Origin of the sequence: Janibacter sp. RAF52, from assembly GCF_052114035.1 — a bacterium.
In the GTDB taxonomy this organism is placed as follows: Bacteria; Actinomycetota; Actinomycetes; order Actinomycetales; family Dermatophilaceae; genus Janibacter; species Janibacter hoylei.
Genome location: NZ_JBFRDY010000004.1, coordinates 116626 through 139148 on the forward strand (window position 1 = coordinate 116626; position 22523 = coordinate 139148).

The window sequence follows — 22523 nt, forward strand, 5'->3', positions numbered from 1 at the left end:
AGCCTGATCACCATGGACGGAGCCCGTCCCGTGCGTGCCCCCCGAGGCACCGAGCTGACCGCCCGCAGCTGGCAGACCGAGGCGCCGCTGCGCATGCTCATGAACAACCTCGACCCCGAGGTCGCCGAGCGCCCTGACGACCTCGTCGTCTACGGCGGCACCGGCCGTGCCGCGCGATCGTGGGAGGCCTTCGACGCGATCGTCGAGACCCTCACCGACCTCGCCGACGACGAGACGCTGCTCGTGCAGTCGGGCAAGCCGGTCGGCGTGCTGCGGACCAACCCGTGGGCGCCGCGCGTGCTCCTGGCCAACTCCAACCTCGTCGGCGACTGGGCCACGTGGCCGGAGTTTCGCAAGCTCGAGGCCGAGGGCCTGATGATGTACGGCCAGATGACCGCCGGGTCGTGGATCTACATCGCGACCCAGGGGATCCTCCAGGGCACCTACGAGACCTTCGCCGCGGTGGGTCGCAAGCGGTTCGGTGGGACGCTCGCCGGCACCCTGACCCTCACCGGCGGCTGCGGCGGCATGGGCGGCGCGCAGCCCCTCGCCGTGACGCTCAACGGCGGCGCCTGCCTCATCGTCGACGTCGACGAGACGCGGCTGCGCCGGCGCCAGGCCAAGCGCTACCTCGACGAGGTCGAGACCGATCTCGAGGTGGCCCTCGCCAAGGTCATCGCGGCGAAGGGGGAGCGCCGCGCCCTGTCCGTCGGTCTCGTCGGCAACGCCGCGGAGATCTTCCCCGAGATCCTGCGCCGCCACCGGGCCGGCGAGGTCGAGGTCGACGTCGTCACCGACCAGACGAGCGCGCACGACCCGCTGAGCTACCTGCCGGCGGAGGTGACGCTCGACGAGTGGCAGCGCGAGTCCGAGGCCGACCCGGAGGGCTTCACCAAGAAGTCGCGCGAGTCGATGGCCGCGCAGGTCCAGGCGATGGTCGAGTTCCAGGACGAGGGCGCCGAGGTCTTCGACTACGGCAACAGCATCCGCGACGAGGCCCGGCACGCCGGCTACACGCGGGCCTTCGAGTTCCCCGGCTTCGTCCCGGCGTACATCCGGCCGCTCTTCTGCGAGGGGCTCGGGCCCTTTCGCTGGGTGGCGCTGTCGGGTGACCCGGAGGACATCGCCGTCACCGACGCCGCGCTCAAGGAGCTCTTCCCGGACAACGAGCACCTGCACCGCTGGCTCGACGCCGCCGGCGAGCTCGTCGAGTTCGAGGGCCTGCCCGCGCGCATCTGCTGGCTCGGCTACGGCGAGCGGCACCAGGCGGGCCTGCTCTTCAACGAGCTCGTGCGCGAGGGCAAGGTCAAGGCGCCGATCGTCATCGGCCGCGACCACCTCGACTCCGGCTCCGTCGCCTCGCCCTACCGCGAGACCGAGTCGATGCTCGACGGCTCCGACGCCATCGCCGACTGGCCGCTGCTCAACGCCCTCACCGCGACGAGCTCCGGTGCGACCTGGGTGTCGATCCACCACGGCGGCGGCGTGGGCATTGGCCGCTCGATCCACGCCGGCCAGGTCGGCGTCGCCGACGGCACCGACCTCGCCGCGCAGAAGCTCGACCGGCTGCTCACCAACGACCCCGGCATGGGCGTGATGCGGCACGTCGACGCGGGCTACTCGCGGGCCGCGGAGGTCGCCGCCGAGCGCGGGGTGCGGGTGCCGATGGAGCCGCGCATCCGGGACGGGCAGGAGGGGTGAGCATGGCTCCCTTCGCGTGGAGCGGGCGCAGCGACGGCGACGGGCCGGCGCACCGGCGCTTCTGGGGCGTCGTGGCCGAGCCCAGGTCCGGCCGACCGGCCGACGCCGCGCTCGTCGGCTTCGCCAGTGACGAAGGGGTGCGCCGCAACCGCGGTCGCGTCGGCGCGGCCGAGGGGCCGGGGGCGATCCGGGCCGCGCTCGCCTCCCTCGCCGTCCACGAGGACCTCACGGTCGTCGACCACGGTGACGTCGTCATCGACGGCGAGGACCTCGAAGGGGGCCACGCCCGGCTCGGCGAGGTGATCGCGGCCGCCCGCGAGGGCGCCGACCTGACCGTCGTCCTCGGGGGCGGGCACGAGACGGCCTACGGCAGCCATCTCGGGCTCGGCCTGCGGCCGGGGCTCGGGGTGCTCAACCTCGACGCGCACTTCGACCTGCGGGAGGCGGACCGGCCGACGTCGGGCACGCCCTTCCGGCAGATCGCGCGCGAGCGCCAGGCGGCGGGGCTGGACTTCGACTACGCGGTGCTCGGCATCGCGCGCACCGGCAACACGTCGGCACTCTTCGACACCGCCAAGGCGCTCGGCGCGCGGTGGTTGCTCGACGACGACAGCCAGCAGGTCGAGCCGGCCGTGGCCTTCGTCGGCGACGTCCTCGCGGGGGTCGACGAGGTGTACCTGACGATCGACCTCGACGTGCTGCCCGCTGCGGTGGCGCCCGGGGTGAGCGCGCCTGCGGCACTGGGGGTTCCCCCCTTCGTCATCCAGTCGGTGTGCGACGCGGTCGTCGACAGCGGCAAGCTCGTCCACCTCGACGTCACCGAGCTCAACCCGCGCCTGGACGTCGACCAGCGGACCGCCCGCGTGGCGGCCCGGTTGATCCACCGCGTCATCACCCGCGAGGCCGCGCGCAGGAGGTCGGCATGAGCACGCTCGTCACCAACATCGGTGAGCTCGTCACCTGCGACGGCACGGGCGAAGGGGGCGTCGGCGCCCGCGCCGACCACGCCCTCGTCGTCGACGCCGGGCGCATCGCTTGGGTCGGGCCCGCTTCGTCGGCACCCGCCGCGGACGCGGTCATCGACGTCGAAGGGCGTTGTGTCACACCGGGTTTCGTGGACAGTCACGCCCATCTCGTCTTCGCGGGGGACCGGTCGGCGGAGTTCGCCGCTCGGATGGCGGGCCAGGTCTACGACGGGGGCGGCATCGGGGTGTCGGTCGCTGCGACCCGCGAGGCCGGTGATGACCACCTGCGGGCCGCGCTCGCGGCTCGCGTCGCGGAGATGCGCGCCCAGGGCACGACGACGGTCGAGGTGAAGTCCGGCTACGGCCTCACCGTCGCCGACGAGGAGCGGGCGCTGCGCCTGGCCGCTGAGGTCACCGACGAGGTGACCTATCTCGGGGCGCACGTCGTGCCCGCGGAGATGCGTGATGACCGGGCGGGCTACGTCGAGCTCGTCACCGGCGAGATGCTCGCGGCGTGTGCGCCGCACGCCCGGTGGGTCGACGTGTTTTGCGAGCCGCACTCGCCGCACGCCTTCACCGGGGAGGAGTCGCGCGAGGTGCTCGAGGCCGGCCGCGCGGCGGGGCTCGGGCTGCGGGTCCACGGCAACCAGCTCGGTCACGGGCCCGGTGTGCAGCTTGCCTGCGAGCTCGGCGCCGCGAGCGTCGACCACTGCACGTACCTCTCGTCGGCGGATGTCGACGCGTTGGTCGGCTGTGCCGGCACGACGACGGCGACGCTGCTGCCGGGCGTGGAGTTTTCGACCCGGTCTCCGTGGCCGGATGCCCGGGCGCTGCTCGATGCCGGGGTGTCGGTCGCGCTCGCGAGCGACTGCAACCCGGGGACCTGCTACTCGAGCTCGATGCCCTTCGTCATCGCGCTCGCGGTGCGGGAGATGGGCCTCACGCCGAGCGAGGCCGTCGTCGCCGCGACCCGCGGCGGAGCCCGCGCACTGCACCGCGACGACATCGGCCGGATCGAGGTGGGTGCCCGCGCCGACCTCGCCCTGCTGGAGGCGCCCAACCACCTGCACCTGAGCTACCGCGCCGGGGTACCGATCGCCCGGTCGTTGGAGGTCTGAGGGCTTGCGCATTTCCCTAGGGAAATACGGAGGACGGCTGTCATTTCCCTAGGGAAATACGGAGGGCGGCTGTCATTTCCCTAGGGAAATGCGGACGAAGGGGAGGGGCTCAGCCCCGGTCCCAGGGCGTCACCCAGTCCGGGGCCGGGTCCTCACCGGTCCGCCCGTCGACCGACTCGAGCCCATCGGCCTTCCACCGCAGGGTGGCTCGCTGGCGGTCGAGAGCCGCGACGATCTGCTCCGCGTCGCTGCCGGCGAGCGGCGGCTCCCACGACGGGTGCCGGTCGGGGTCGTGGGTGACGTCATGACGCCTCCTCCTGATCCGTGCTGGTCCTGCGACCGCCTGCCCACCGACTCGGCGGCATGTCGACGTCGAGCTCGGGGCGGGCGTCGGGCGCCGCGACGGCGTCGAGCAGCTCAGGGGCGGTGAGTGGGCGCGGGGCCACCGACACCGGCTCGACCTCGGGCAGGCCGTCGGTCGCGAGACCCAGCTCGTGCATGCGGCGGGCACTGACGAGCACCCGGCTCTCGAGCGACCCGACGAGCCGGTTGTAGTCGTCGACGGATCGCTGCAGCGAGCGGCCCATCCGGGTCGCGTGCTCCCCGAGCGTCGCCAGTCGGGCGTACAGCTCGCGGCCGACCGACAGCAGCTCGCGGGCTTCGCTCGTCACCGTGTCCTGCTGCCACGCGAAGGCGACGGTGCGCAGCAGCGCGAGCAGGGTGCTCGGGGAGACGAGCACGACCCGCGCCGCCATGGCCTCCTCGTGCAGGCCGGGCACCCGCGCGAGGGCCGCGGCCAGCGTCGCGTCGGATGGGACGAAGCACACGACCATCTCGGGCGAGGGGTCGAAGGCCGTCCAGTAGGCCTTGCCCGCCAGGGTGTCGACGTGCGCGCGCAGCGCGGCCGCGTGCCCCTCGAGCAGGCGGTCCCGCTCGCCGGGGTCGATGTCGTCGGCCTGCGCCTGAAGCCAGTGCGACATCGGGGCCTTGGCGTCGATGACGAGGTGCTTGCCGCCCGGCAGGTGCACCACGACGTCGGGGCGCACCGCACGCTCGTCGCGCGCCACGCCCTGGGCCTGCTCCTCGAAGTCCGTGCGCGCGAGCATCCCCGACACCTCGAGCACCCGTCGCAGCTGGACCTCGCCCCACGCCCCGCGCACCGACGAGATGCGCAGGGACGAGGCGAGCGACGAGGCCTCGTGGCCGACCCGGGTCGTCGTCTGCTCGACGCGGCCCAGCGCTTCGCGCACCGACGCGAACTGGTCGACCCGGTCGCGCTCGAGCTCGTCGACCTTGCGCGAGACCCGCTGCAGCACCTCGCCCATGGGGGCGAGGGCCGCGGCCGTGCGGGAGTCGTCATCGTGGACCGCTGCGATCTCGTCGATCCGCTCGCGCAGCCCGTCGCGCTCTGCCCGCAGGCCGGCCACCTCGGCTCGCCCGGTCAGCCACACGAGCAGACCGCCGACGACGAGGCCGAGGAGCAGGCCCGTGATGAGGGTCGTGATGTCCATGGCCCCAGCCAACCAGCGACCCCCGACAGCCGTGGGACGGGCGGCGGCCGAAGCCGATCAGAAGGGCGGCGCGTCCTCCTCGGCCTCGTTGGTCCCCACGGGCGGGGACGAAGGGGAGGTGGGGCTCCCTTCGTCGGGCTCGTCGGTCCCCGCCAGCGGGGACGAACCCTCCGCGTCGACCGCGTGCACGGGGTAGGTGAAGGCGACGACACCGCCCGGCGTCACCCATTCGGTCGAGCCGTCCTCGCGCAGGCGGTGGCCCCAGCGGGGGGAGTGCTTGACCCGGTGGTGGTGCCGGCACAGGTCCGACAGGTTGGCCGGGCTGGTCTCGCCGCGCGGCCACGGCGTCGCGTGGTCGACGTCGGCGGACCAGCCGAGTCGTCGCGACTCCACCGGCCGGTCGCAGCCCCACATCCGGCAGATGCCGTCGCGGGTCGCGACGAACTCGCGCTGCGCCCGCGGGATCGCATAGCTCGACGTCGACGTCTCGAGCAGGGTGCCGGTCCGCGCGTCGAGCAGCGCCCGACCGACCCGCGTGTCGAGGCGCCCGACGACTGCCGCGACGGCGTCGGGCGGCACGAAGCCGACGCCCGGGATCGTGGTCCCCGACACCCACCGGTCGCCGCCACCGACCCGAACCTGGGTCGTCACGTCTTCGCCCATCCACTCGTGCGCGAGCACACCGACCGCGTCGGCGCCCTCGCCAGAGACGATCCGCAGGTGCTCGTGCACCACCGCCTCGTGGGTGACGCCCTCCTCGAAGAGGCCGGCCACGGGGTCCTCCTCGCCACGGCAGACGGGGCACGTCGGGTCGTCCACCGGCACGAACGTCAGCCGCGAGACTGCCGACGCGATGATCGGCACCCCGAGCCGCACCTCGGCAGTGACCTCGCTGCCGCACAGCACGAGGTCGGCCAGGCCCAGGGCTCGTGCGGTGCCGATCGGCAGGTCCGGCTGCTCAGCGCGCCACCGCTGGCCCGCGGCGTCGACGGCGACCTTGATCGCCGCGGCGATTTCGCTCGGCAGGACCGCCGTGAGCCAGCTGGTGCCGACCGCTCCGGGCTCCGTACGCACGTCGAGCCTGGTGGCGCGGTTGGCGTCGGCCCGGGCCTGCACGAGGTCCGGCTCGAGCCGCGAGACGAGGCGTCGGCAGGTCTTGGCGACCTCATGCGGCTCCATCCCGACGACCCGGACCGAGCCGGGCGATCCACGGCGGGCGGCGAGCAGGTGCTCGACGATCGCCGCCGTCGTCTCGGGCGTGGTGTCACGCGTGTGCCGGTGCACCATCTCGAGGGCGCGGCGCCCGATCCGACCCTCGGCGACGAGCGCCGCCAGGGCTGCGAGGTCGGTCGCCGCACGCGACGCCACCGCGCACCGTCGGCTCGCCTCGGTGGGTCCGATACCGGTCGCCACGGCCACCGCGTCGGACGCCATGTCGGCGACCGTGCCCGCGGGCAGGCGCACCTCCCGGTAGCGGCCGTCCGGGCCGCGCTCCTCGCCCCGGCGCCCGACCTCCGCGACGAGGGCGAGCTCCAGACCGTCGACCGCCCGGCGGACCGCCTCGGTCGCCACGAGGCCCCGCTCGAGCTGCCCGTCGTCGAGGCCGGGAGCGCCACGCAGCACCCGGTCGCGGGCCGTCGTCACCGCCCCCAGCACCCCGTCGAGCCACCGATCCGGGTCCGGACCCGGGTCACCTGGACCCGTCCGCGACCGCACCTCCCCGAGCGGCCCGGTCCCCACCGTCTCCATCTGCACGACCGTCACGTCGTCCCCCTTCGTCATCGTCGACGAGCCATGCCCCCATCCTCTCGCCGAGCACCGACAACGCTGCGGGCGAAGGGAGTACACGCCCGGGTAGCCTCGTGGCCATGACGAGCGACGAGCCCACCGAGGAAGAGGTGAAGGCCGCCGCGACGCGGCCCGACCTCGCGACAGAGGCCGGTCGGCTCGCCTTCATCAAGGTCCTCAACACACGCCTTCCCAAGAAGCGGCTCATCGCCCAGGGCCTGCTGCGCGACGAGGCCGGCCGGGTTGCCCTGTGCGAGCTGGTCTACAAGCGCGACCAGGATCTGCCCGGCGGCATCGTCGACCCGGGGGAGTCCCCGGCGCACTGCGTGGTGCGCGAGGTCAAGGAGGAGCTCGGTCTCGAGGTCACCGTCCGCGGCATGCTCGCGGTCAACTGGCTGCCGCCCTACCGAGGGTGGGATGACGCGCTGCTGTGCCTCTTCGACCTCGGGACCGTGCCCAGCACCTTCCTCGACGACGCGACCCTGCAGGCCCGCGAGATCAAGGCTGTGCACTGGGTCGACCCGGCGACGGTCGCCGAGCGGGTCGCGCCCTACACCGCGGCGATGATCGCCGAGGCGGTCGCGACCGACACGACGCTCTACCTCGAGAACTCCACGGAACGGGGCGACCCGTGAGCGACCCCCTCCACGACCTGGAGCTGCCCCGCCGCCAGCCGACGAACCGGCCCCTCCTGTGGCAGATGTGGGGCCGCGAGACGGCCAAGGACTTCATCCTGCTGCTCGCCGCGCTGCCGATCGTGTGCACCCTGGTTTACGTGCCGGTCATCGCGACGTCCGGTGGGTCGTGGCCGCGTCTGCTCGGACTGCTCGCACTCTTCGTCGCGATCTGGTGGGCCCTGCGGACCGTGCTGCGGCGCTGGGTCGCCGCCGGCGACGCCCGTGACGGGACGGACGAGGCCGGGGATCCCCCTTCGCGCGGTTAGACTCCTGTCCCCGTGGCACTCTCCATCGGAATCGTCGGTCTCCCCAACGTCGGTAAGTCGACGATGTTCAACGCTCTGACGAAGAACAACGTCCTCGCCGCGAACTACCCCTTCGCGACCATCGAGCCCAATGTCGGCGTCGTCCCGCTGCCGGACTCCCGCCTGGCGCGGCTCGCCGAGATCTTCGGCAGTGACAAGATCCTGCCCGCGACGGTCTCCTTCGTCGACATCGCCGGCATCGTCCGTGGCGCGAGCGAAGGGGAGGGGCTGGGCAACAAGTTCCTCGCCAACATCCGCGAGTCCGACGCGATCTGCCAGGTGGTGCGCGCCTTCGTCGACGACGACGTGACCCACGTCGACGGCAAGATCGACCCCGCCTCCGACATGGAGACGATCAACACCGAGCTCGTGCTCGCCGACCTGCAGACCCTCGAGACCGCGATCCCGCGGATCGAGAAGGAGGTCAAGGGCAAGAAGACCGACAAGGAGGTCCTCGACACGGCGCTCGCCGCCCGCGGGGTCCTCGAGGCCGGCGACACCCTCTTCGCGAAGGGGGCCGCCGCCGGGGTCGACATGACCATCGCCTCACAGCTCGGGCTGCTCACGACCAAGCCCTTCCTCTACGTCTTCAACGTCGACGAGGACCAGCTGACCGACACCGACCTGCAGGCCCAGTGGCAGGCGCTCGTCGAGCCGGCGGAGGCGATCTTCCTCAACGCCAAGCTCGAGTCCGAGGTCGCCGAGCTCGACGACGAGGACGCCCGCGAGCTGCTCGAGGGTGTCGGCATCGACGAGCCGGGCCTGGACCAGCTGGCGCGCAAGGGCTTCAACACGCTCGGGCTGCAGACCTACCTCACCGCCGGCCCCAAGGAGTCGCGCGCCTGGACGATCCACAAGGGTGACACCGCGCCCAAGGCCGCCGGCGTCATCCACACCGACTTCGAGCGCGGCTTCATCAAGGCCGAGGTCGTCTCCTTCGAGGACCTGGACACGCTCGGCTCGATGGCCGAGGCGAAGGCCGCCGGCAAGGTCCGCATGGAGGGCAAGGACTACGTCATGGCTGATGGTGACGTGGTGGAGTTCCGCTTCAACGTGTAGCGGAAGCTCCGGGCAGTTGGCGTTCAGACCACCCGCGGGTAGTCGATCGTCAGCAGAGTGTCGTCGCGGACGTCGCGCAGCACGCTCTCGCTGAGTTCTCCGATGCCGATGCCTCGAGCTCGGGAGGGCACCACATCGTCGTCCCCGGGGCTCCAGGCTCGGAGCACAGCGACACGCGAGACGTTCGCGACGTGGTCCGGCATGTCACGCAACCACCCGAGCCACGCGTCGGCTTCGATCTCACCGTGGACCGGCGCCTCGTTGCGACGCCCGATGAGAGTGTCGCAGTCACACATCCGGCTGGTCAGAGTGAACACCACGGACGAGCCTCGGACACGACCGGAGGCTATGCGCATGGTGGTCTGCACGGGCGGCATGCCCAGCCTGTCCTCAGTGAATCGCTGGAACTTCGAAGTGAAGGCTGCGGCGTTGATCGCCCACAGATTGGTGGCGCACATCCTCCCGAATTTACGTGCTCTCGATACGCGACGGCGAGGCCTATCCGTGACGCCACCCGGTCGAGTTTCGTTTCGACGAGAGTGAGTCCGCCGACGTCGACACCGGCACGATCGAAGATGGCTTTCGCTCGCTCTTCGCGGGGAGCGCGGGCCCGAGTACGCGCTGCACTACCTGCAGCGCGCCAGGTCCTTCATGGCCGCCCTCGCGCGGAGCGGCCGTGGCATGGGCTACACGATCGGCTGATCGCGCAGCGCGCGCGCCGCGAAGTACCCCTCGATCCGCTCCTCGTCCCACCGGTGCGCCTCGCGCAGCCCCTCGGCGAGCATCGCGAGGTAGGCCGGTCGGGGAGCGGTGTGCGGGACCGCGTGCATGCCGTGGGGCGCGGTGAAGGTGAGCATCGGCAGCCCCTCGTGCTCGCCGACCCGCACGAGCGTCTCGTAGTGGCCGGGCCCCGCCTGGTGGCGCTCGCCGGGCAGCCCGGTGAGCAGCACCTCCTCGAGCGGGTCGTCCGGGTCGGCCGGCCGGTGCATCTCCTGGTTGGCGACGTCGACGAACTGCCCGATCGTCAGCAGGTAGGCGCGGCCGGCGGTCTCGCCGGGGGAGTCGTGGTCGTAGAAGGCGACCCCGCCACCCCAGGTCCGCGACTCGCCGGCGAAGTACAGGCTCCCCGGCAGGGTCACCGCGTGATCGGCCGTCGGCATGGTCCGGTCGCGCGCCCCGGCATAGGTCCTCATCGATCCAGGCGGCGTGCCACCGGCGAGGTAGCAGCCGAGACGGCGGCGGGACATGTTGGAGCCATAGCTGACGTACCACAGGTGCGAAGGGAGCATCCCTCCCATTGTCGTCCGCGCACCTCCGGACGGCCACACAGCCCCCGCTTGGGCCGGTCCGCCGAGCCGTCTGCGGCACAATCGAGCGCGTGCCGCACCTGCTGGACATCGGGTCCCGGAAGTTCTGGACGATCACCGGGCGATCCGTCGACCTCGATGGCGACGAGAGCTGGCTCGACGGCCCCGTGAGCGGCTCGCCACGGGTGGCCAAGGACTGGCTGGCGGCCGAGGCCGCGCGCCACGGCGGTTCGGTGGTCGACGACGACCCCAGCGCGGGTCTGCTGCCGTCGATGTCGCTCCTCGACGGGCCAGGCTTCGACGCCGCCCGGCTGCACCCGGCGGTGCGTGACTTCTACGAGCACACGGCCTCGTGGCGGATGGAGGTCTGGTCGGCCTGGTCCCCGCTCTTCTGGCCGGGCGGGGAGCTCGTCGCCAGACTCTGGGGGAGGCGGGTGGAGCAGCTGGCCCTGCCGATGCGCCCGCTCGACGTCGCCCACGGCATGGACAGCGTCGTGACCCCGATCCTCGACGCGCAGGGCGAGCAGGTCGCCGCCGCGTGGACCCGCGCCCTGCGCGCCACCGGCCGCACCGTCTTCAGCGGGGCCTACGCGACGCGGACCCTCCCCGGGGCCGACCGCCCCAGCGTGCACGTGACCTTCCCCCTCGAGTCGGGCAACCTCCAGGTCTTCCTGCGGCCCTCGGTCCTCGACGGCGGTGGCTTCCTCCTCGAGTCGCTCGGTGGGCGGTTTGGCGAGGACGGTGCCTACGTCGTCGTCCGGGGGCGACGCAGCCACGCGGCCAAGGTGCCGCTGCGGGAGACCTTCCACATGTACCTCGACCCGCAGGGGACGCTGCGCACCGACCACGTGCTGCGCATGTGGGACCGTCCCGCCCTTCGCCTGCACTACAAGCTGGAGCCCGCGGCATGATCCACAGCTTCCACCTGGCCCAGGTGCCCGCGCGCGTAGGAGCGGCAGTACTTCTGCGGCCGCGCACCCCGGCAAGCGTCCCCGGTCTCGACCACCTCGAGTGTCTCTCCCTCATGCGACTCGGGGCGCCCGTCGTCTCGCCCGAGCGACTCCAGCTGCGACGGCTGGCGGTCTTCGCCCAGTGGCGCGACGAGGATGCCCTCGTCCGCTTCCTCGAGCGTGACCCGCTGGGTCAGCGGCTCGACGCCGGCTGGCACGTGCGGCTGGAGTTCGTCCGGCGCTGGTCGACGATCGCGGCCTTCGACGGGCTGCCCGCCCGCACCGGCACCCTGGAGCAGGACGAGCCGGTCGTGGCCGTCACCCTCGCCCGCATGAAGATCCCCGAGATCCCGCGCTTCCTGCACCACGGCCGCCCGGTCGAGCGCCTCGTCCGCGACCACCCCGGGGTGACGCTCGCCGCGGCCGCGCTGCGCCCGCCGCGGACGATCTCGACCTTCTCGATCTGGCGCAGCGTGCGCGAGATGGGCGAGATGGTCCACGGCCGCTCCGAAGTGCCTGAGCCGGACCGGCACTCCGCGGCGATGCGCGAGCGGGAGCGGCGCGACTTCCACCACGAGTTCGCGACCTACCGCTTCCGACCGCTGTCCGAGCACGGTTCGTGGCTGGGGCGGTCGGATCTCGTGCCTTGGTCGGACCCGGCCAGCTCCTCCGCCAGCCCGAGCAGGATCCCGTCGGGCCCTCGCACGTAGCAGAGTCGATAGGCGTCCTCGAAGCGCAAGATCTCGGTGCTCACCATCTCGACGCCCTTGTCCTGCAAGCGATCCAGCGTGGCGTCGAGCTCGTCGACGGCGCACATCACCCGGAGGTAGCCGAGCGCGTTGACCGGCGCAGTGCGGTGGTCGGCGACGACCGGTCCTCCACGACGATGCCGACGTTGTCCATCCTCAGGCCCATCACCCCAGCGTGGGGCCGCGTGGGTCGGCGCTCAGTCCCCGTCGGAGAGCATCCGGCGGTGCGCCGCCTGCCGCCGCTCGGCGACCCACCGGTGGTCCCGGACGGCGACCGCAAACTCCGCCACCAGGTCGGCAGCCGTGCTGTCGAGGTGCAGGTTGCGCCGGCCGACAGGTGAGTCCTGCGACCACGGGCGGCTCACGTCGATCCGCCGCGCCAGGTCGTCGAGGTACTCGGCTCCACTGCACTCGTACCCCTCGACCTCCGCGGGCTCCAGCCGGACGAGGCACGACCCGTCGACCATGCTGCTGCGGACGTACCGCGACTCGAGGTAGAGGTCGTCCCCGCGCCGCGCGAGGAACCACGACCCCGGTCGGTGGTCGACGTAGCGCAGCGCATCCGCGGCGGCGGCGATGCGGGCCGCATCGCCCCACTGCTCCACGGGCGGGATCGCCTCCATCGGTCGCCGCCTGGCCTCGTCGTACATGACGTGGCCGAAGGTGGCCGGCCCGTCCCGATGGAGGGTGAGCGCGCTGATCCGACCGCAGTCGGAGCAGTCGAGCTGGCTCTCGACGCGCTCCATGAGCCCGGAGCGGTGCAGCAGCTGGAGGTCCGCGAGCGGCGCGGGGGAGTACGTGTCGGAGAGCAGGCCGTCGTCCCGCCTGCGGTGCAGGGCAACGACGGTCGCGTCGACGTCGAGCCCGTCACCGGCGGGTGCCCGCACCGGCAGGTCACCGCAGACGGGGCAGGTGTCGTCGTCCGGCTGGCAGGCGCGTCCCGGCTGGTCGAGGGTGACGGCGAACTCGACGAGGTGCCCGGGTTCCGTCCACCGACCGTCGAACCGGCAGCGCACGAAGCCGCCGTCGCGCTCGAAGTACGCGTACCTCCCGCCGAACCTCGGCCTGGCGTCCACGGCCTTCGCGAGGCCGTCCAGCGTCGTTCGTCGACCGGCTCGGCCGAGCCAGTCGCGCAGGTCGATCCCCGTGCGGGCGAAGGGAGTCGGCCGCACGTGGAGCAGCACGGCCACGACCGCGCCGTCGTGCAGCACGATCTCCCCGCCCGAGGCGAAGGTCAGCCGACGCGAGCGGTGAGCGGGCTCGTCGACGAGCCGCTCGTCCGTGGCGACGGGGGTGCCGCCGAACAGGTCGACGAGCTCCCGCACGGTCGGGTGGTCCTCGCTCGCGCCGAGGGTGTCGAGGAGCAGCTGGAGGCGGGTCATCAGTTGAGGATCTCGGTCTGCCGGAGCGTCCCGAGCCGCGCGCGCCAGGCCTGCCTCGCCGCCGGCGTCAGGCGGGTCCAGTCGTCGACCACCGGCACGACGCGAAGGGGGGTCGTCTCGTCCATGGCCTCAGGCTAGGCCCGCCGGTAGCGTCAGGTCATGGACCACCGGACAGTTCCCCGTGCCGCCGCGCTCGCCGCGGCGACAGCCCTGCTGGTCGGCTGCTCGGGGGAGGCGACGGACCGTGGTACCTCCGGGTCCGGCACGACGACGTCGGGTGCACCCCCTTCGTCCTCGTCCGGCAGCGCGCCGCCTGACGTCGTCACCGGCCTCGACGCCCCGTGGTCCATCGTGGTCGACGACGACATGACGCTCGTCAGCGAGCGCGACTCCGGCCGCGTCCTCGAGGTCACCGATGATGACGGCGGCACCCGCGAGGTCGGCACCGTCGAGGGCGTCTCCGCGGGAGGCGAAGGGGGCCTGCTCGGCCTCGCCGTGCACGACGACCACCTCTACACCTACTTCACGAGCGCCGACGACAACCGCGTCGTGCGCCACGAGCTGACCGGCGAGCCGGGCTCGCTCGCTCTCGGCGACGCCGAGACGATCCTCGACGGCATCCCGTCGGCGAGCTTCCACAACGGCGGTCGGATCGCCTTCGGGCCCGACGACATGCTCTACGTGACGACCGGTGACGCCGGCGAGACCGACCGCGCCCAGGACCCCGAGAGCCTCGCCGGCAAGATCCTGCGGCTGACGCCCGAGGGCGAGGTGCCCGAGGACAATCCCTTCGACGACTCGCTCGTCTGGACCCTCGGCCACCGCAACCCGCAGGGCATAGCCTGGGACGACGACGGGACGATGTATGCCAGCGAGTTCGGCCAGGACACGTGGGACGAGCTCAACGTCATCGAGGCCGGCGCCGACTACGGCTGGCCGACCGTCGAGGGCGCCGCCGACGACGGGCGCTTCACCGACCCGGTGCAGCAGTGGGCGACCGACGAGGCGAGCCCGAGTGGCATCGCGATCACCGACGACAGCATCTGGATCGCCAACCTGCGTGGCGAGCGGCTGCGCGAGGTGCCGCTCGACGACCCGAGCACCTCCACCGAGCACCTCGTCGGCGAGCACGGTCGGCTGCGGGACGTGGCGGTGGCACCCGACGGCTCACTGTGGGTCCTCACCAACGACACCGACGGTCGCGGCGACCCCGACGACGGCGACGACCGCATCCTGCGCTTGGGCGTCGTCAGGAAGGCCTGATGCCGCCGTAGCGGTGGTGCGCGGCGGCGAGGAGCTCGTGGAGGCGCCGCCGTCCGCCCGTGTAGCCGTGCTCGAGGACGTAGCCACCGGGCCCGAGCGGGCCGTATCGCGGTGGGCGCCGGCCGGCAGCCAGCAGGGCTCGGTCTCGCGCCTCGATCGCCTGCGGTGTCAGGACGTAGGTCACTGATCGCGGGCCGGGGCGGTAGGGCGCGCCGTGCATGCTCATCCGCTCGAAGCCCACCCGGGCGATGCCCGTCCACGGAACGTGCGAGCGGATGACACCGCCGGACTCCGTGGACAGACCCTCGCGGGAGAGGACGAGGGCCTCCCGACGGCGCAGTCGCACGACGACGGCGACGGGCAGGACGGCGCAGCCGAGCACCGCGACGGCGGAGGCCCAGGTGACGGGGTGCGCGAGCGCCACGCCCATCCGGTCGCGGCGCAGCCCGTCGCCGACGGCGAAGACGAGCCAGGCGAGCAGGCCCGCCCCGACGAGCAGAGCCAGCACGAGGAGGCCGAGCGCGTAGGCGCGTGAGCGGGCGATGCGGACCTGCCCGCCCGCGTCGAGCACGGCCATCGCCTGGGGCAGGGGTGGCGGGCCGCTCATCGTCCGGTGCGCTCGACGTCGGCCATGAGGACGGCGGGCCAGAGGTGGACCTCGGCTCGGGTGCTCGCCACCTGCAGGGTGGCGCGGGGGAGCAGGTCGAGCAGCGTCTCGGCCGTCGACAGCGGGTGCGCCGGGTCGTCCGTCCAGGCGAGGATCGTCGTCGGCAGGTCGATCGAGCGCAGTGCCTTGCGGTCGGGCAGGTCGCTGCGGGCGGCTCCGCGGAAGACCCACGGCAGCAGGTCGGTCCGCACGTCGGGCACGGTGTCGGGTGCCCCGGCGGTCGCCGGCGGCGCGGGTGCAGCGGCCTGGGCCCGCAGCAGTAGCTCGACGCCGTGGGTCTCGACCGCCTCGGCGGACCGCTCGTAGTCATGCGCCCTGGCGGCGCGGGTCTCCCAGGCCGTCGGGGGCACGATGAGTGTCAGCCCGCTGAAGCGCCCCGGCTCCAGCAGTGCCGCGTGCAGCAGGGTCGCACAGCCCATCGACGGCCCGACACCGTGCACGCGCTCGCCGGGGAACCACGCGTGGAGCAGGGCGAGCAGATCGTGGGCGAGCCGGGGCCACGCGTAGTCGTCGGCCACCGGTCGGCCGGTCGACCGGCCGTGCCCGCGGGCGTCGTAGCGCAGCAGTCGGGTACCGCTCAGACCGCGGCCGAGATCGAGGTCGAGGACCCGGTCGCGCTCCCGGCTGGAGGTCAGGCCGTGGAGCTGGACGACGGGGTGTCCCCCTTCGTTGCTGTACTCCGTCTGCAGCCGGGCGCCGGGGACGTCGAAGTCCGTCACGGGCCACCTCCTCGCCCGGCGCGCGGTCGGCACCGTGCGGCTACGGTAACCGCCATGAGGCTGTCCAACGTCGCCCACCTGCGGCTGCCCTTCGGGAGGCTCCTGGGTTACGACGTCACCGCCCGGCGCACCGGTCGCCCCCTGCCCGTCTCCTTCGACCAGCAGCGTCACGTGAGCGCTGGCGAACGGCCCGGCTCCTGGATGGCGATCTGCTTCACCCTGCCTGCCCCGGTTGCGCGGCAACGACTCTCGGCGGCCTGGCTCGCGGTCGTCGCCCGCCACGGCACCCTGCGGTCGAGCTTCTCCGTCGGCCCCGACGGGCAGCCGCTGCTCGAGGAGATCGAGGTGACGCCGGGGCAGTGGGTGGAGCACCCGATCGCCACCGGGCAGGCGGTCAACGACGCGGTGCGCGACGTCCTCGACGCCTCCTGCACCCCCTTCGCCACGCCCTCCCACCGGCTGTGCGTCCTGGAGACCGCGACCGCTCCGACGATGATCATCGGCGCCGACCACGCGCACGTCGACATGTGGTCGATGCTCGTCGTCATCCGCGACCTGCTCGCGGCCCTCGAGCTGACCGACGGCGACGAGGTGCCCGAGCTCACGCTCGTTCCCCCCTTCGCCGAGCACACGACCGCCCTGCGCCACCGCGACCCGGCGCCCGAGCACGTCCAGCGGCGCTGGGCGGAGGTCCTGGCCGCGAGCGGCGACGTCATGCCTCGCTTCCCGCTGCCCCTCGGCGAGCCGGTGCCGCAGGCCGAGCGGGTCGAAGTCCGTGACGTGCTCGACGTCGACGGCTCGGCGGCGCTCGCCGCCCAGGCACGTGGCGACGGCGTCTCGACCCTGGCCACGGTCGTCGCCTCGATGACGGCGGTGACCCGCAACCTCGCGGACGTGCCTCTCCGCGCGGTCTTCCCGGTACACTCGCGCTACGACGCGACGTGGCACGACTCGGTGGGCTGGTTCATCGCCAACTCCGTCCTCGAGTCCGCGGACCCCGACCCGAGCGCCTGTGCCGACGCTGTGAAGGAGGCGGTGCAGCTCGGCTCGTGGCCGCTCGCCGAGGTCTTCGCCCCGTGGGGCGGCATGCCCGAGGCGCCAGGCATGTTTGCGGTCTCGTGGCTCGACCTGCGGCGCCTGCCGGTGAGGGTCGACGCCGCGGGCCTCGACGCGCAGTACGTCGGCGCGAGCATCCGCTCCGACGGCGTCATGCTGTGGTTCATCATCGACGAGACCGGGCTGCACCTGCGCTGCCGCTACCCCGACACCGACGAGGCCCGGAGACACGTCGGCGGGTGGCTCGATGCCCTGGTGCACGATCTGAGGACCCGGGCCACCGAGTCCGTCGGTGGTGTCCTCGAGCTGGGGGAGCGTCGCTTCCGGGTCCGCCGGGCCGTGCGCGGCGACGTCGCGGCCATCGTCGCGCTTCTCGCCGACGACGAGCTCGGCGCGGCGCGCGAGGGCGACGACATCGCCCACTACGAGCGGGTCTTCGATGCGGTCGACCGCGACAGCGCGCAGTACCTCGCGGTCGTCCGGGACGAGCGCGACCGGGTGGTCGCCACCATGCAGCTGTCGATCATCCTCGGCCTGTCGCGCCGCGGCGCCACCCGACTGCAGGTCGAGGGCGTGCGGGTGGCCTCTGGTGAGAGGTCGGCCGGGCTGGGGACGGCGATGCTCGAGTGGGCCCACGAGCACGGGCGCGCGCACGGCGCGGCCCTGTCCCAAGTGACGACCGACCGGGTACGGACCCGGGCACACGCCTTCTACGAGCACCTGGGCTACGAGGCGAGCCACCTCGGTCTCAAGCGTCCGCTGTGACACGCCCCCTCGTCAGGGCAGGCGACCGCTGCGCATGAGCTGCTCGAGCAGCCGCACCGCGGCGACCGCGGCGGCGTCGGGGACCCGCACCATCCGGTCGATGTCCGCGGCGATGAAGCTCGTCTCGACCCGCTGGCGCCCGACGCCCTCGATGCGCGAGGTCGTGCTGGCGGAGGGACACGGCCGCCACCGCAGTCCGCGTCGACCGGCCGGCAGCGCCCGCCCGCTCGGGACGGCCCGCTCGATAGGCTCGCGGTCATGCACCCCATGCGCATCCGGGCCAACCAGACCATCGCCATCCTCCTCGTCTGCCTCGGCGTGGTCTCGCTCGCCGTCGGGATCCTGGCGCAGTCGGCGTCAGTCGTCGTCGGGGTGGTCCTCGCGGTGCTCGGCGTCCTGCAGCTGATCAACCCCATGGTGCGGCTGGAGCCGCACGAGGCGCGCGTCATCAGCCCGATCGGGATCACGATGCGCCGCTTCCCGCTGCGCGGCCCCCTCGACCTCGTCATCGACGGCAAGAACCTCGTGCACGTGCCGACGGGCAAGCGCGTGACGACCCTGGGCTTCGGCGTGCACCAGCCCGACGTCGAGGCTCTGCGCCACGTCATCCCGACCGCTCAGCGCTGAGGCGAGGGTCGCGGGAATGCCATCCGGCGCGCTCCCCGTTGTACCCACCATGCGCGCCATCACCTACGACCAGTACGGCACCACCGACGAGCTGCACCTGAGCGACCTGCCGGTCCCCAAGGTGGGCCCGAGCGAGGTCCGCATCCGGGTCACCCGGGCCGGGGTCAACCCCGTCGACTGGAAGGCCATGTCCGGCGGTCTCGACCCGATGCTCTCCGCCGACTTCCCGGTCATCCCCGGCTGGGACGTCGCCGGCGTCATCGACGCCGTCGGCCCGGACAGCCCCGAGTTCAGGCCCGGCGACCGGGTCGCCGCCTACGCCCGCAAACAGGTCCTGTCGGCCGGCACCTTCGCCGAGTACGTCACGGTCCGCGTCGACGACGTGGCAGCCGTCCCCGACGAGGTCACCGACGACGTCGCTGCGGCCCTCCCGCTCGCCGGGCTCACCGCCCTTCGTGTCCTCGAGACGCTGGCCGTGACGAAGGGGGACACCCTCCTGGTCCACGCCGCCTCCGGTGGCGTCGGCTTCGCCGCCGCCCAGCTGGCAATCGCCGCCGGGGCCACGGTCGTCGGCACGGCGTCGACGGCCAACCACGACAAGCTGCGCGACATCGGCGTGACGCCGGTGGAGTACGGCGACGGGCTCGACGAGCGGCTGCGCGACGTGGCGCCAGAGGGCTTCGACGCGGTCGCCGACTTCGTCGGCGGGGTCCTCGACGTCAGCCTCGCGGTGCTGCGCGAGGGCGGTCGCCTCGCCTCGATCACCGACCCGGCCGTCGAGGAGCACGGCGGCCGCTGGGTGTGGGTGCGGCCCGACGGGGCCCGCCTGGCCGACCTGCTCGACGAGGTCGCCGCCGGCCGGTTGATCGTCGACGTCGACCGGACCTTCCCGCTCGAGGACGTGGCGCAGGCCTTCGCCGCCAGCCAGTCGGGCGACGTGCGTGGCAAGCTCGTCATCGAGGTCGCCGACTAGGGTGCGGCCATGCCGCCGATGACCATCCGCCACAGCCGTCCCATGGCCATCACCTTCGTCGCCCTGGGCGTGCTCATCGCGCTCGTGTCCCTGCTCACCTCGGCGTGGGTCACCGTCGCGGCGGGCGTCGTGCTCACCGCCCTCGGCATCCTCCAGCTCGTCAACCCGATGCTGCGGATCGGGGTGGACGAGGTGCGCATGTGCAACCCGCTCGGCATCACCTTGCGCCGGTTCCCCGTCACCGAGCCGCGCGACCTCGTCCTCGACGGCAGGAACCTGCTCCACGTGCCGACCGGCAAGCGGGTCGCGGCACTCGGCTTCGGCGTGCACCAGCCCGACGTCGACTCGCTGCGGCAGGTCGTCCCCTTCGTGCCGCGTGGCTGACGAGGTCTCCTCCCGGGCCCGCCGCGACCGGCGTCGCCGCCAGTACCTGTCCCTCGGTCTCGGCGAGCTCGCCGCGGCCGCGGTCTTCGTGGGGGTGGCGCTCTGGCACGGCGCGCCCCTCGACACCGGCGGCCGGCTGGCCGTCCTCGGTGCCGTCGGGCCGCTCGCCGTCGTCCTCGTCGCCGCCGGCACCTACTGGCTGCTGGCCCGACGGTGGGTCGGCGTCGGCGTGATGCCCCTCGGGCTCGCCCGCGCGTACCTCGCCCTCGGGGTGCTCGCCGTCATCCTCCTCGCGGCCGGGCTCGCGGCGGTCGTCGCGGGCGCTCCCTCCCTGGCGTGGCTCGTGCTGCTCCTCCTCGTCTGGGCCTTCGGCGTGGTCGAGGTCGTCAACTACGCGCTCCGCCGCCTGGCCTTCCCCGCGCACCGGTGGGTGGCCGGGGTGGCGCAGGGACGCGTGCCTCAGCTGGCCGCCGACGTGCGGGCGGCCCTGATCGCGCGGTCCTAGGGTGGGTGCCATGGACGAGACCAAGGTCGTCACCGCATCCACCACCATCACCGCACCGCCCGAGGCGATCTTCGAGGAGATCGCCGACCCGGCGCGGCAGCTCGCCTGGGACGGCAACGACAACCTCGCGTCGTCCGCCTCCGGTCAGCGGGCCCGGGCCGTCGGCGACGTCTTCGTCACCACGACGACGCGGGGCAACGACCGCTACAACCACGTCGTCGACTTCGAGGAGGGGCGCCGCATCGCGTGGCGCCCGGCCGCGCAGGGGCAGGCTCCCTTCGGCCACGAGTGGCGGTGGCAGCTCGCCCCGACCGACGACGGTCGGACCCTGGTGACCCACACCTACGACTGGCGCGAGCTGACCGACGCGTCGCGGTACGAGCGGGCCCGCAGCACGACCGAGAGCAACCTGCGCGCCTCCCTCGACCGGCTCGCCGCGCTCTTCGGCTGAGCCCTGCGGGGCGCGTCGGTCAGTGGCCCGCCCCGAGCTCGAGCAGCAGGACGCCGACCATGATCAGTCCGATGCCCGCGAGCATCGGGCGGGTGAGCGGCTCGGCGAAGAGCACCCGTGAGCCGAGCGCGGTGAGCGCCACCCCGGCGGCCGCCCACGTGCCGTAGGCGACGCCGAGCGGCATCCCGTGCGAGAGACTCGCCGAGAGGGCGGCAAAGGCGGTGAGGTAGCCGACGCCGACGAGCCCGTACCACCGTCGGTCCTCGACGGCCGACCTCAACGCGAGGGTGCCGGTCACCTCGGCGCAGACGGCCACCGTGAGCCAGAGCCACCCGGTCACGCGCTCACGTCCTCGACCGGGGCGTGGCGGGTCCCCGTCTCGACGAGCAGCACCCCGGCGATGACGCAGCCGACGCCCAGGCCCATGACGGGGGTGAAGCGCTCGCCGAAGACGACCGTCGACAGGACCGTCTGAGGGTCACCCCGCACGCCGACCAGATGCCGTAGGCGACGCCCAGGCCCATCCCGCGGCGCAGGACGGCGGCCAGCAGGGTGAAGGAGGCCATGTACCCCGCCACGACGACGACGTAGAGCGCGGGTCGGTCCAGCGCGCCCTTGAGGCTCAGGGTTGCCGCCACCTCGCACAGGATCGCGGCGGCGAGCAGCAGCCAGGTCGTCATGGGAGGACTCTAGGTGCGCTCCGCGGGGACGTCGCCGGCTGACCGCCGGGTCGGCTCGACCTCAGGTGGTCGCGCGCCACCTGACGAGCTCGTGGAAATGGTGTACCGGCCCGGCGCCGGCCCCGATCTCGAGCGACTCCCCGTGACGCAGTGCTTCGGTGAGCCAGCCACGGGCCTCACGAACCGCTGGCAGCCACCCGTCGTGGCGCGGGCGAAGGGCGGCGATCGCCGAGCTCAGCGTGCAGCCGGTACCGTGCGTCGCCGTGGTCGCGACCCGCGGCCCGCGCAGCGCGACCGGTCCGTCGTCGTCGAGCCAGAGGTCGACCGACTCGGGACCGTCGAGGTGGCCGCCCTTGAGCAGCACCCGACGCGCACCGAGCTCGCGCAGCCGCCGGGCCTGCTCGGGCAGGTCAGCCGCGGCGGCGGCCGGTGGCTCGTCGAGCAGGACCCCGGCCTCGGGCACGTTGGGCGTCACGACGTCGGCGCGGGGCAGCAGCGCGCGCACCGCGTCGACCGCGTCTGGCGCGAGCAGCCGCGAGCCCGACGTCGACACCATGACCGGGTCCAGGACGACCGGTGTCGCAGCGAGCGGACCGGTCGTGAGCAGCTCGTGGACCACCTCGACGAGCGGTGCCGACGCGAGCATCCCCACCTTGACCACGTCGATGCGCACGTCGGCGACGAGGGTCTCGAGCTGGGCCCGCACGTGTGCGACCGGCGCCTCGTGCACGTCGGTGACGCCGGTCGTCGACTGGGCGGTGAGGGCGGTGATGACGCTCGTGCCGAAGGCCCCGAGCGCGCTGAAGGTCTTGAGGTCGGCCTGGATCCCTGCCCCGCCCGACGGGTCCGACCCGGCGATCGTCAGGGCCACCGGCGGTCGGGGGAGCGGGGCGGTCATGCCGCCACCGTAGCCATGTGGTT

The 22523-nt window shown here is 73.1% G+C and carries 27 protein-coding genes and 1 pseudogene; 15 read left to right on the plus strand and 13 right to left on the minus strand.

Features of this window, described 5'->3' with window-relative positions:
- Positions 1-6: 6 nt before the first annotated feature.
- Genes AB4Y78_RS07300 through hutI form a run of 3 tightly spaced genes read left to right on the plus strand, consistent with a single transcriptional unit; the run spans position 7 to position 3784 of the window.
- On the plus strand, positions 7-1701 hold the full coding sequence (locus tag AB4Y78_RS07300) for a urocanate hydratase (RefSeq protein ID WP_441713692.1): 1695 nt from the start codon (positions 7-9) through the stop codon (positions 1699-1701).
- A gap of 2 nt (positions 1702-1703) precedes the next feature.
- Positions 1704-2627 carry a formimidoylglutamase gene (hutG, locus tag AB4Y78_RS07305; RefSeq protein ID WP_441713607.1) on the plus strand — a complete coding sequence of 308 codons (924 nt, stop codon included), beginning with the start codon at positions 1704-1706 and terminating at the stop codon, positions 2625-2627.
- On the plus strand, positions 2624-3784 hold the full coding sequence (gene hutI / locus AB4Y78_RS07310) for an imidazolonepropionase (protein ID WP_441713608.1): 1161 nt from the start codon (positions 2624-2626) through the stop codon (positions 3782-3784). Before hutG ends, hutI begins: the two co-directional genes overlap by 4 nt.
- Positions 3785-4086: 302 nt before the next feature.
- Here hutI and AB4Y78_RS07315 read toward each other — a convergent pair whose 3' ends face one another.
- Both AB4Y78_RS07315 and AB4Y78_RS07320 read right to left on the minus strand, forming a co-directional pair.
- The gene (locus tag AB4Y78_RS07315; protein WP_441713609.1) at positions 4087-5295 is read right to left on the minus strand and encodes a DNA recombination protein RmuC; all 1209 of its coding nucleotides are present in this window, start codon (positions 5293-5295) and stop codon (positions 4087-4089) included.
- A 57-nt stretch (positions 5296-5352) separates the two neighbouring features.
- Positions 5353-7059, minus strand: a complete 1707-nt coding sequence (locus AB4Y78_RS07320) for a DUF222 domain-containing protein (RefSeq protein WP_441713610.1) — start codon at positions 7057-7059, stop codon at positions 5353-5355.
- Between the two features lie 104 nt (positions 7060-7163).
- On the opposite strand from AB4Y78_RS07320, the gene AB4Y78_RS07325 reads away from it, so the two are divergent.
- Genes AB4Y78_RS07325 through ychF form a run of 3 tightly spaced genes read left to right on the plus strand, consistent with a single transcriptional unit; the run spans position 7164 to position 9124 of the window.
- Positions 7164-7718 (plus strand): NUDIX domain-containing protein, encoded by a 555-nt coding sequence (locus tag AB4Y78_RS07325; protein WP_441713611.1) that lies wholly within the window; start codon positions 7164-7166, stop codon positions 7716-7718.
- A complete protein-coding gene (locus tag AB4Y78_RS07330; RefSeq protein WP_441713612.1) occupies positions 7715-8026 on the plus strand; it encodes a hypothetical protein in 312 nt (103 codons plus the stop codon). Before AB4Y78_RS07325 ends, AB4Y78_RS07330 begins: the two co-directional genes overlap by 4 nt.
- A gap of 12 nt (positions 8027-8038) precedes the next feature.
- The gene (ychF, locus tag AB4Y78_RS07335) at positions 8039-9124 is read left to right on the plus strand and encodes a redox-regulated ATPase YchF (RefSeq protein ID WP_441713613.1); all 1086 of its coding nucleotides are present in this window, start codon (positions 8039-8041) and stop codon (positions 9122-9124) included.
- 23 nt (positions 9125-9147) lie between these two features.
- Here ychF and AB4Y78_RS07340 read toward each other — a convergent pair whose 3' ends face one another.
- Together AB4Y78_RS07340 and AB4Y78_RS07345 are read right to left on the minus strand one after the other, a co-directional pair.
- Positions 9148-9582, minus strand: a complete 435-nt coding sequence (locus tag AB4Y78_RS07340; RefSeq protein WP_441713614.1) for a hypothetical protein — start codon at positions 9580-9582, stop codon at positions 9148-9150.
- 228 nt (positions 9583-9810) lie between these two features.
- A complete protein-coding gene (locus AB4Y78_RS07345; RefSeq protein ID WP_306512162.1) occupies positions 9811-10413 on the minus strand; it encodes a histone deacetylase in 603 nt (200 codons plus the stop codon).
- Between the two features lie 89 nt (positions 10414-10502).
- On the opposite strand from AB4Y78_RS07345, the gene AB4Y78_RS07350 reads away from it, so the two are divergent.
- Positions 10503-11342, plus strand: coding sequence for a hypothetical protein (locus AB4Y78_RS07350; protein WP_259908765.1), 840 nt, complete (start codon positions 10503-10505; stop codon positions 11340-11342).
- Entirely contained in the window at positions 11339-12091 is a 753-nt protein-coding gene (locus tag AB4Y78_RS07355) for a hypothetical protein (RefSeq protein ID WP_441713615.1), read from the plus strand. The genes AB4Y78_RS07350 and AB4Y78_RS07355 overlap by 4 nt, the downstream gene beginning before the upstream one ends.
- A 236-nt stretch (positions 12092-12327) precedes the next feature.
- Here the strand turns inward: AB4Y78_RS07355 and AB4Y78_RS07360 are convergent, their stop codons facing one another.
- On the minus strand, positions 12328-13512 hold the full coding sequence (locus AB4Y78_RS07360; protein WP_441713616.1) for a hypothetical protein: 1185 nt from the start codon (positions 13510-13512) through the stop codon (positions 12328-12330).
- Positions 13512-13637 (minus strand): hypothetical protein, encoded by a 126-nt coding sequence (locus AB4Y78_RS07365; protein WP_272948436.1) that lies wholly within the window; start codon positions 13635-13637, stop codon positions 13512-13514. Before AB4Y78_RS07365 ends, AB4Y78_RS07360 begins: the two co-directional genes overlap by 1 nt.
- Before the next feature lie 34 nt (positions 13638-13671).
- On the opposite strand from AB4Y78_RS07365, the gene AB4Y78_RS07370 reads away from it, so the two are divergent.
- Entirely contained in the window at positions 13672-14775 is a 1104-nt protein-coding gene (locus AB4Y78_RS07370) for a PQQ-dependent sugar dehydrogenase (protein WP_441713617.1), read from the plus strand.
- On the opposite strand, the gene AB4Y78_RS07375 is transcribed toward AB4Y78_RS07370, so the two are convergent.
- Together AB4Y78_RS07375 and AB4Y78_RS07380 are read right to left on the minus strand one after the other, a co-directional pair.
- Entirely contained in the window at positions 14762-15382 is a 621-nt protein-coding gene (locus tag AB4Y78_RS07375) for a hypothetical protein (protein ID WP_441713618.1), read from the minus strand. The two genes, AB4Y78_RS07370 and AB4Y78_RS07375, sit on opposite strands and share 14 nt — an antisense overlap.
- Positions 15379-16161, minus strand: coding sequence for an alpha/beta fold hydrolase (locus AB4Y78_RS07380; protein WP_441713619.1), 783 nt, complete (start codon positions 16159-16161; stop codon positions 15379-15381). The genes AB4Y78_RS07375 and AB4Y78_RS07380 overlap by 4 nt, the downstream gene beginning before the upstream one ends.
- A 54-nt stretch (positions 16162-16215) precedes the next feature.
- Between AB4Y78_RS07380 and AB4Y78_RS07385 the strand changes: the two genes are divergently transcribed.
- The gene (locus AB4Y78_RS07385) at positions 16216-17982 is read left to right on the plus strand and encodes a GNAT family N-acetyltransferase (protein ID WP_441713620.1); all 1767 of its coding nucleotides are present in this window, start codon (positions 16216-16218) and stop codon (positions 17980-17982) included.
- 12 nt (positions 17983-17994) lie between these two features.
- On the opposite strand, the gene AB4Y78_RS07390 is transcribed toward AB4Y78_RS07385, so the two are convergent.
- Positions 17995-18246, minus strand: coding sequence for a hypothetical protein (locus tag AB4Y78_RS07390; protein WP_441713621.1), 252 nt, complete (start codon positions 18244-18246; stop codon positions 17995-17997).
- Here AB4Y78_RS07390 and AB4Y78_RS07395 point away from each other — a divergent pair.
- Genes AB4Y78_RS07395 through AB4Y78_RS07415 form a run of 5 tightly spaced genes read left to right on the plus strand, consistent with a single transcriptional unit; the run spans position 18241 to position 20922 of the window.
- Positions 18241-18609, plus strand: coding sequence for a hypothetical protein (locus AB4Y78_RS07395; RefSeq protein ID WP_259908757.1), 369 nt, complete (start codon positions 18241-18243; stop codon positions 18607-18609). The genes AB4Y78_RS07390 and AB4Y78_RS07395 overlap by 6 nt on opposite strands.
- A gap of 49 nt (positions 18610-18658) precedes the next feature.
- Positions 18659-19582: an NADP-dependent oxidoreductase gene (locus AB4Y78_RS07400; RefSeq protein WP_441713622.1), complete on the plus strand. Its 924-nt coding sequence runs from the start codon at positions 18659-18661 to the stop codon at positions 19580-19582.
- A gap of 9 nt (positions 19583-19591) precedes the next feature.
- A complete protein-coding gene (locus AB4Y78_RS07405; protein WP_259908755.1) occupies positions 19592-19966 on the plus strand; it encodes a hypothetical protein in 375 nt (124 codons plus the stop codon).
- Positions 19959-20471, plus strand: a complete 513-nt coding sequence (locus AB4Y78_RS07410; RefSeq protein WP_387354940.1) for a hypothetical protein — start codon at positions 19959-19961, stop codon at positions 20469-20471. The genes AB4Y78_RS07405 and AB4Y78_RS07410 overlap by 8 nt, the downstream gene beginning before the upstream one ends.
- A 10-nt stretch (positions 20472-20481) precedes the next feature.
- On the plus strand, positions 20482-20922 hold the full coding sequence (locus AB4Y78_RS07415) for an SRPBCC family protein (RefSeq protein ID WP_259908753.1): 441 nt from the start codon (positions 20482-20484) through the stop codon (positions 20920-20922).
- A 19-nt stretch (positions 20923-20941) separates the two neighbouring features.
- Here AB4Y78_RS07415 and AB4Y78_RS07420 read toward each other — a convergent pair whose 3' ends face one another.
- The 4 genes and pseudogenes from AB4Y78_RS07420 to thiD form a co-directional block, all read right to left on the minus strand.
- Positions 20942-21262, minus strand: coding sequence for a DMT family transporter (locus tag AB4Y78_RS07420; RefSeq protein WP_007923803.1), 321 nt, complete (start codon positions 21260-21262; stop codon positions 20942-20944).
- A complete protein-coding gene (locus tag AB4Y78_RS07425; protein ID WP_441713693.1) occupies positions 21259-21411 on the minus strand; it encodes a hypothetical protein in 153 nt (50 codons plus the stop codon). The genes AB4Y78_RS07420 and AB4Y78_RS07425 overlap by 4 nt, the downstream gene beginning before the upstream one ends.
- 47 nt (positions 21412-21458) lie before the next feature.
- Positions 21459-21602, minus strand: a pseudogene (locus AB4Y78_RS07430) (SMR family transporter); the annotation flags it as partial.
- Positions 21603-21663: 61 nt separating this feature from the next.
- Positions 21664-22500, minus strand: coding sequence for a bifunctional hydroxymethylpyrimidine kinase/phosphomethylpyrimidine kinase (gene thiD, locus AB4Y78_RS07435; protein WP_441713623.1), 837 nt, complete (start codon positions 22498-22500; stop codon positions 21664-21666).
- Positions 22501-22523 lie beyond the last annotated feature (23 nt).

Bases quoted from the DNA above. Each gene is read 5' to 3' on its own strand.
- AB4Y78_RS07375 (WP_441713618.1), bottom strand. From the start codon at position 15,382: ATGAGCGGCCCGCCACCCCTGCCCCAGGCGATGGCCGTGCTCGACGCG.
- hutG (WP_441713607.1), top strand. From the start codon at position 1,704: ATGGCTCCCTTCGCGTGGAGCGGGCGCAGCGACGGCGACGGGCCGGCG.
- AB4Y78_RS07325 (WP_441713611.1), top strand. From the start codon at position 7,164: ATGACGAGCGACGAGCCCACCGAGGAAGAGGTGAAGGCCGCCGCGACG.
- hutI (WP_441713608.1), top strand. From the start codon at position 2,624: ATGAGCACGCTCGTCACCAACATCGGTGAGCTCGTCACCTGCGACGGC.
- AB4Y78_RS07395 (WP_259908757.1), top strand. From the start codon at position 18,241: ATGCACCCCATGCGCATCCGGGCCAACCAGACCATCGCCATCCTCCTC.
- AB4Y78_RS07340 (WP_441713614.1), bottom strand. From the start codon at position 9,582: ATGTGCGCCACCAATCTGTGGGCGATCAACGCCGCAGCCTTCACTTCG.
- AB4Y78_RS07370 (WP_441713617.1), top strand. From the start codon at position 13,672: ATGGACCACCGGACAGTTCCCCGTGCCGCCGCGCTCGCCGCGGCGACA.
- AB4Y78_RS07405 (WP_259908755.1), top strand. From the start codon at position 19,592: ATGCCGCCGATGACCATCCGCCACAGCCGTCCCATGGCCATCACCTTC.
- AB4Y78_RS07355 (WP_441713615.1), top strand. From the start codon at position 11,339: ATGATCCACAGCTTCCACCTGGCCCAGGTGCCCGCGCGCGTAGGAGCG.
- AB4Y78_RS07315 (WP_441713609.1), bottom strand. From the start codon at position 5,295: ATGGACATCACGACCCTCATCACGGGCCTGCTCCTCGGCCTCGTCGTC.
- AB4Y78_RS07345 (WP_306512162.1), bottom strand. From the start codon at position 10,413: ATGCTCCCTTCGCACCTGTGGTACGTCAGCTATGGCTCCAACATGTCC.
- AB4Y78_RS07360 (WP_441713616.1), bottom strand. From the start codon at position 13,512: ATGACCCGCCTCCAGCTGCTCCTCGACACCCTCGGCGCGAGCGAGGAC.
- AB4Y78_RS07365 (WP_272948436.1), bottom strand. From the start codon at position 13,637: ATGGACGAGACGACCCCCCTTCGCGTCGTGCCGGTGGTCGACGACTGG.
- thiD (WP_441713623.1), bottom strand. From the start codon at position 22,500: ATGACCGCCCCGCTCCCCCGACCGCCGGTGGCCCTGACGATCGCCGGG.
- AB4Y78_RS07400 (WP_441713622.1), top strand. From the start codon at position 18,659: ATGCGCGCCATCACCTACGACCAGTACGGCACCACCGACGAGCTGCAC.
- AB4Y78_RS07385 (WP_441713620.1), top strand. From the start codon at position 16,216: ATGAGGCTGTCCAACGTCGCCCACCTGCGGCTGCCCTTCGGGAGGCTC.
- AB4Y78_RS07415 (WP_259908753.1), top strand. From the start codon at position 20,482: ATGGACGAGACCAAGGTCGTCACCGCATCCACCACCATCACCGCACCG.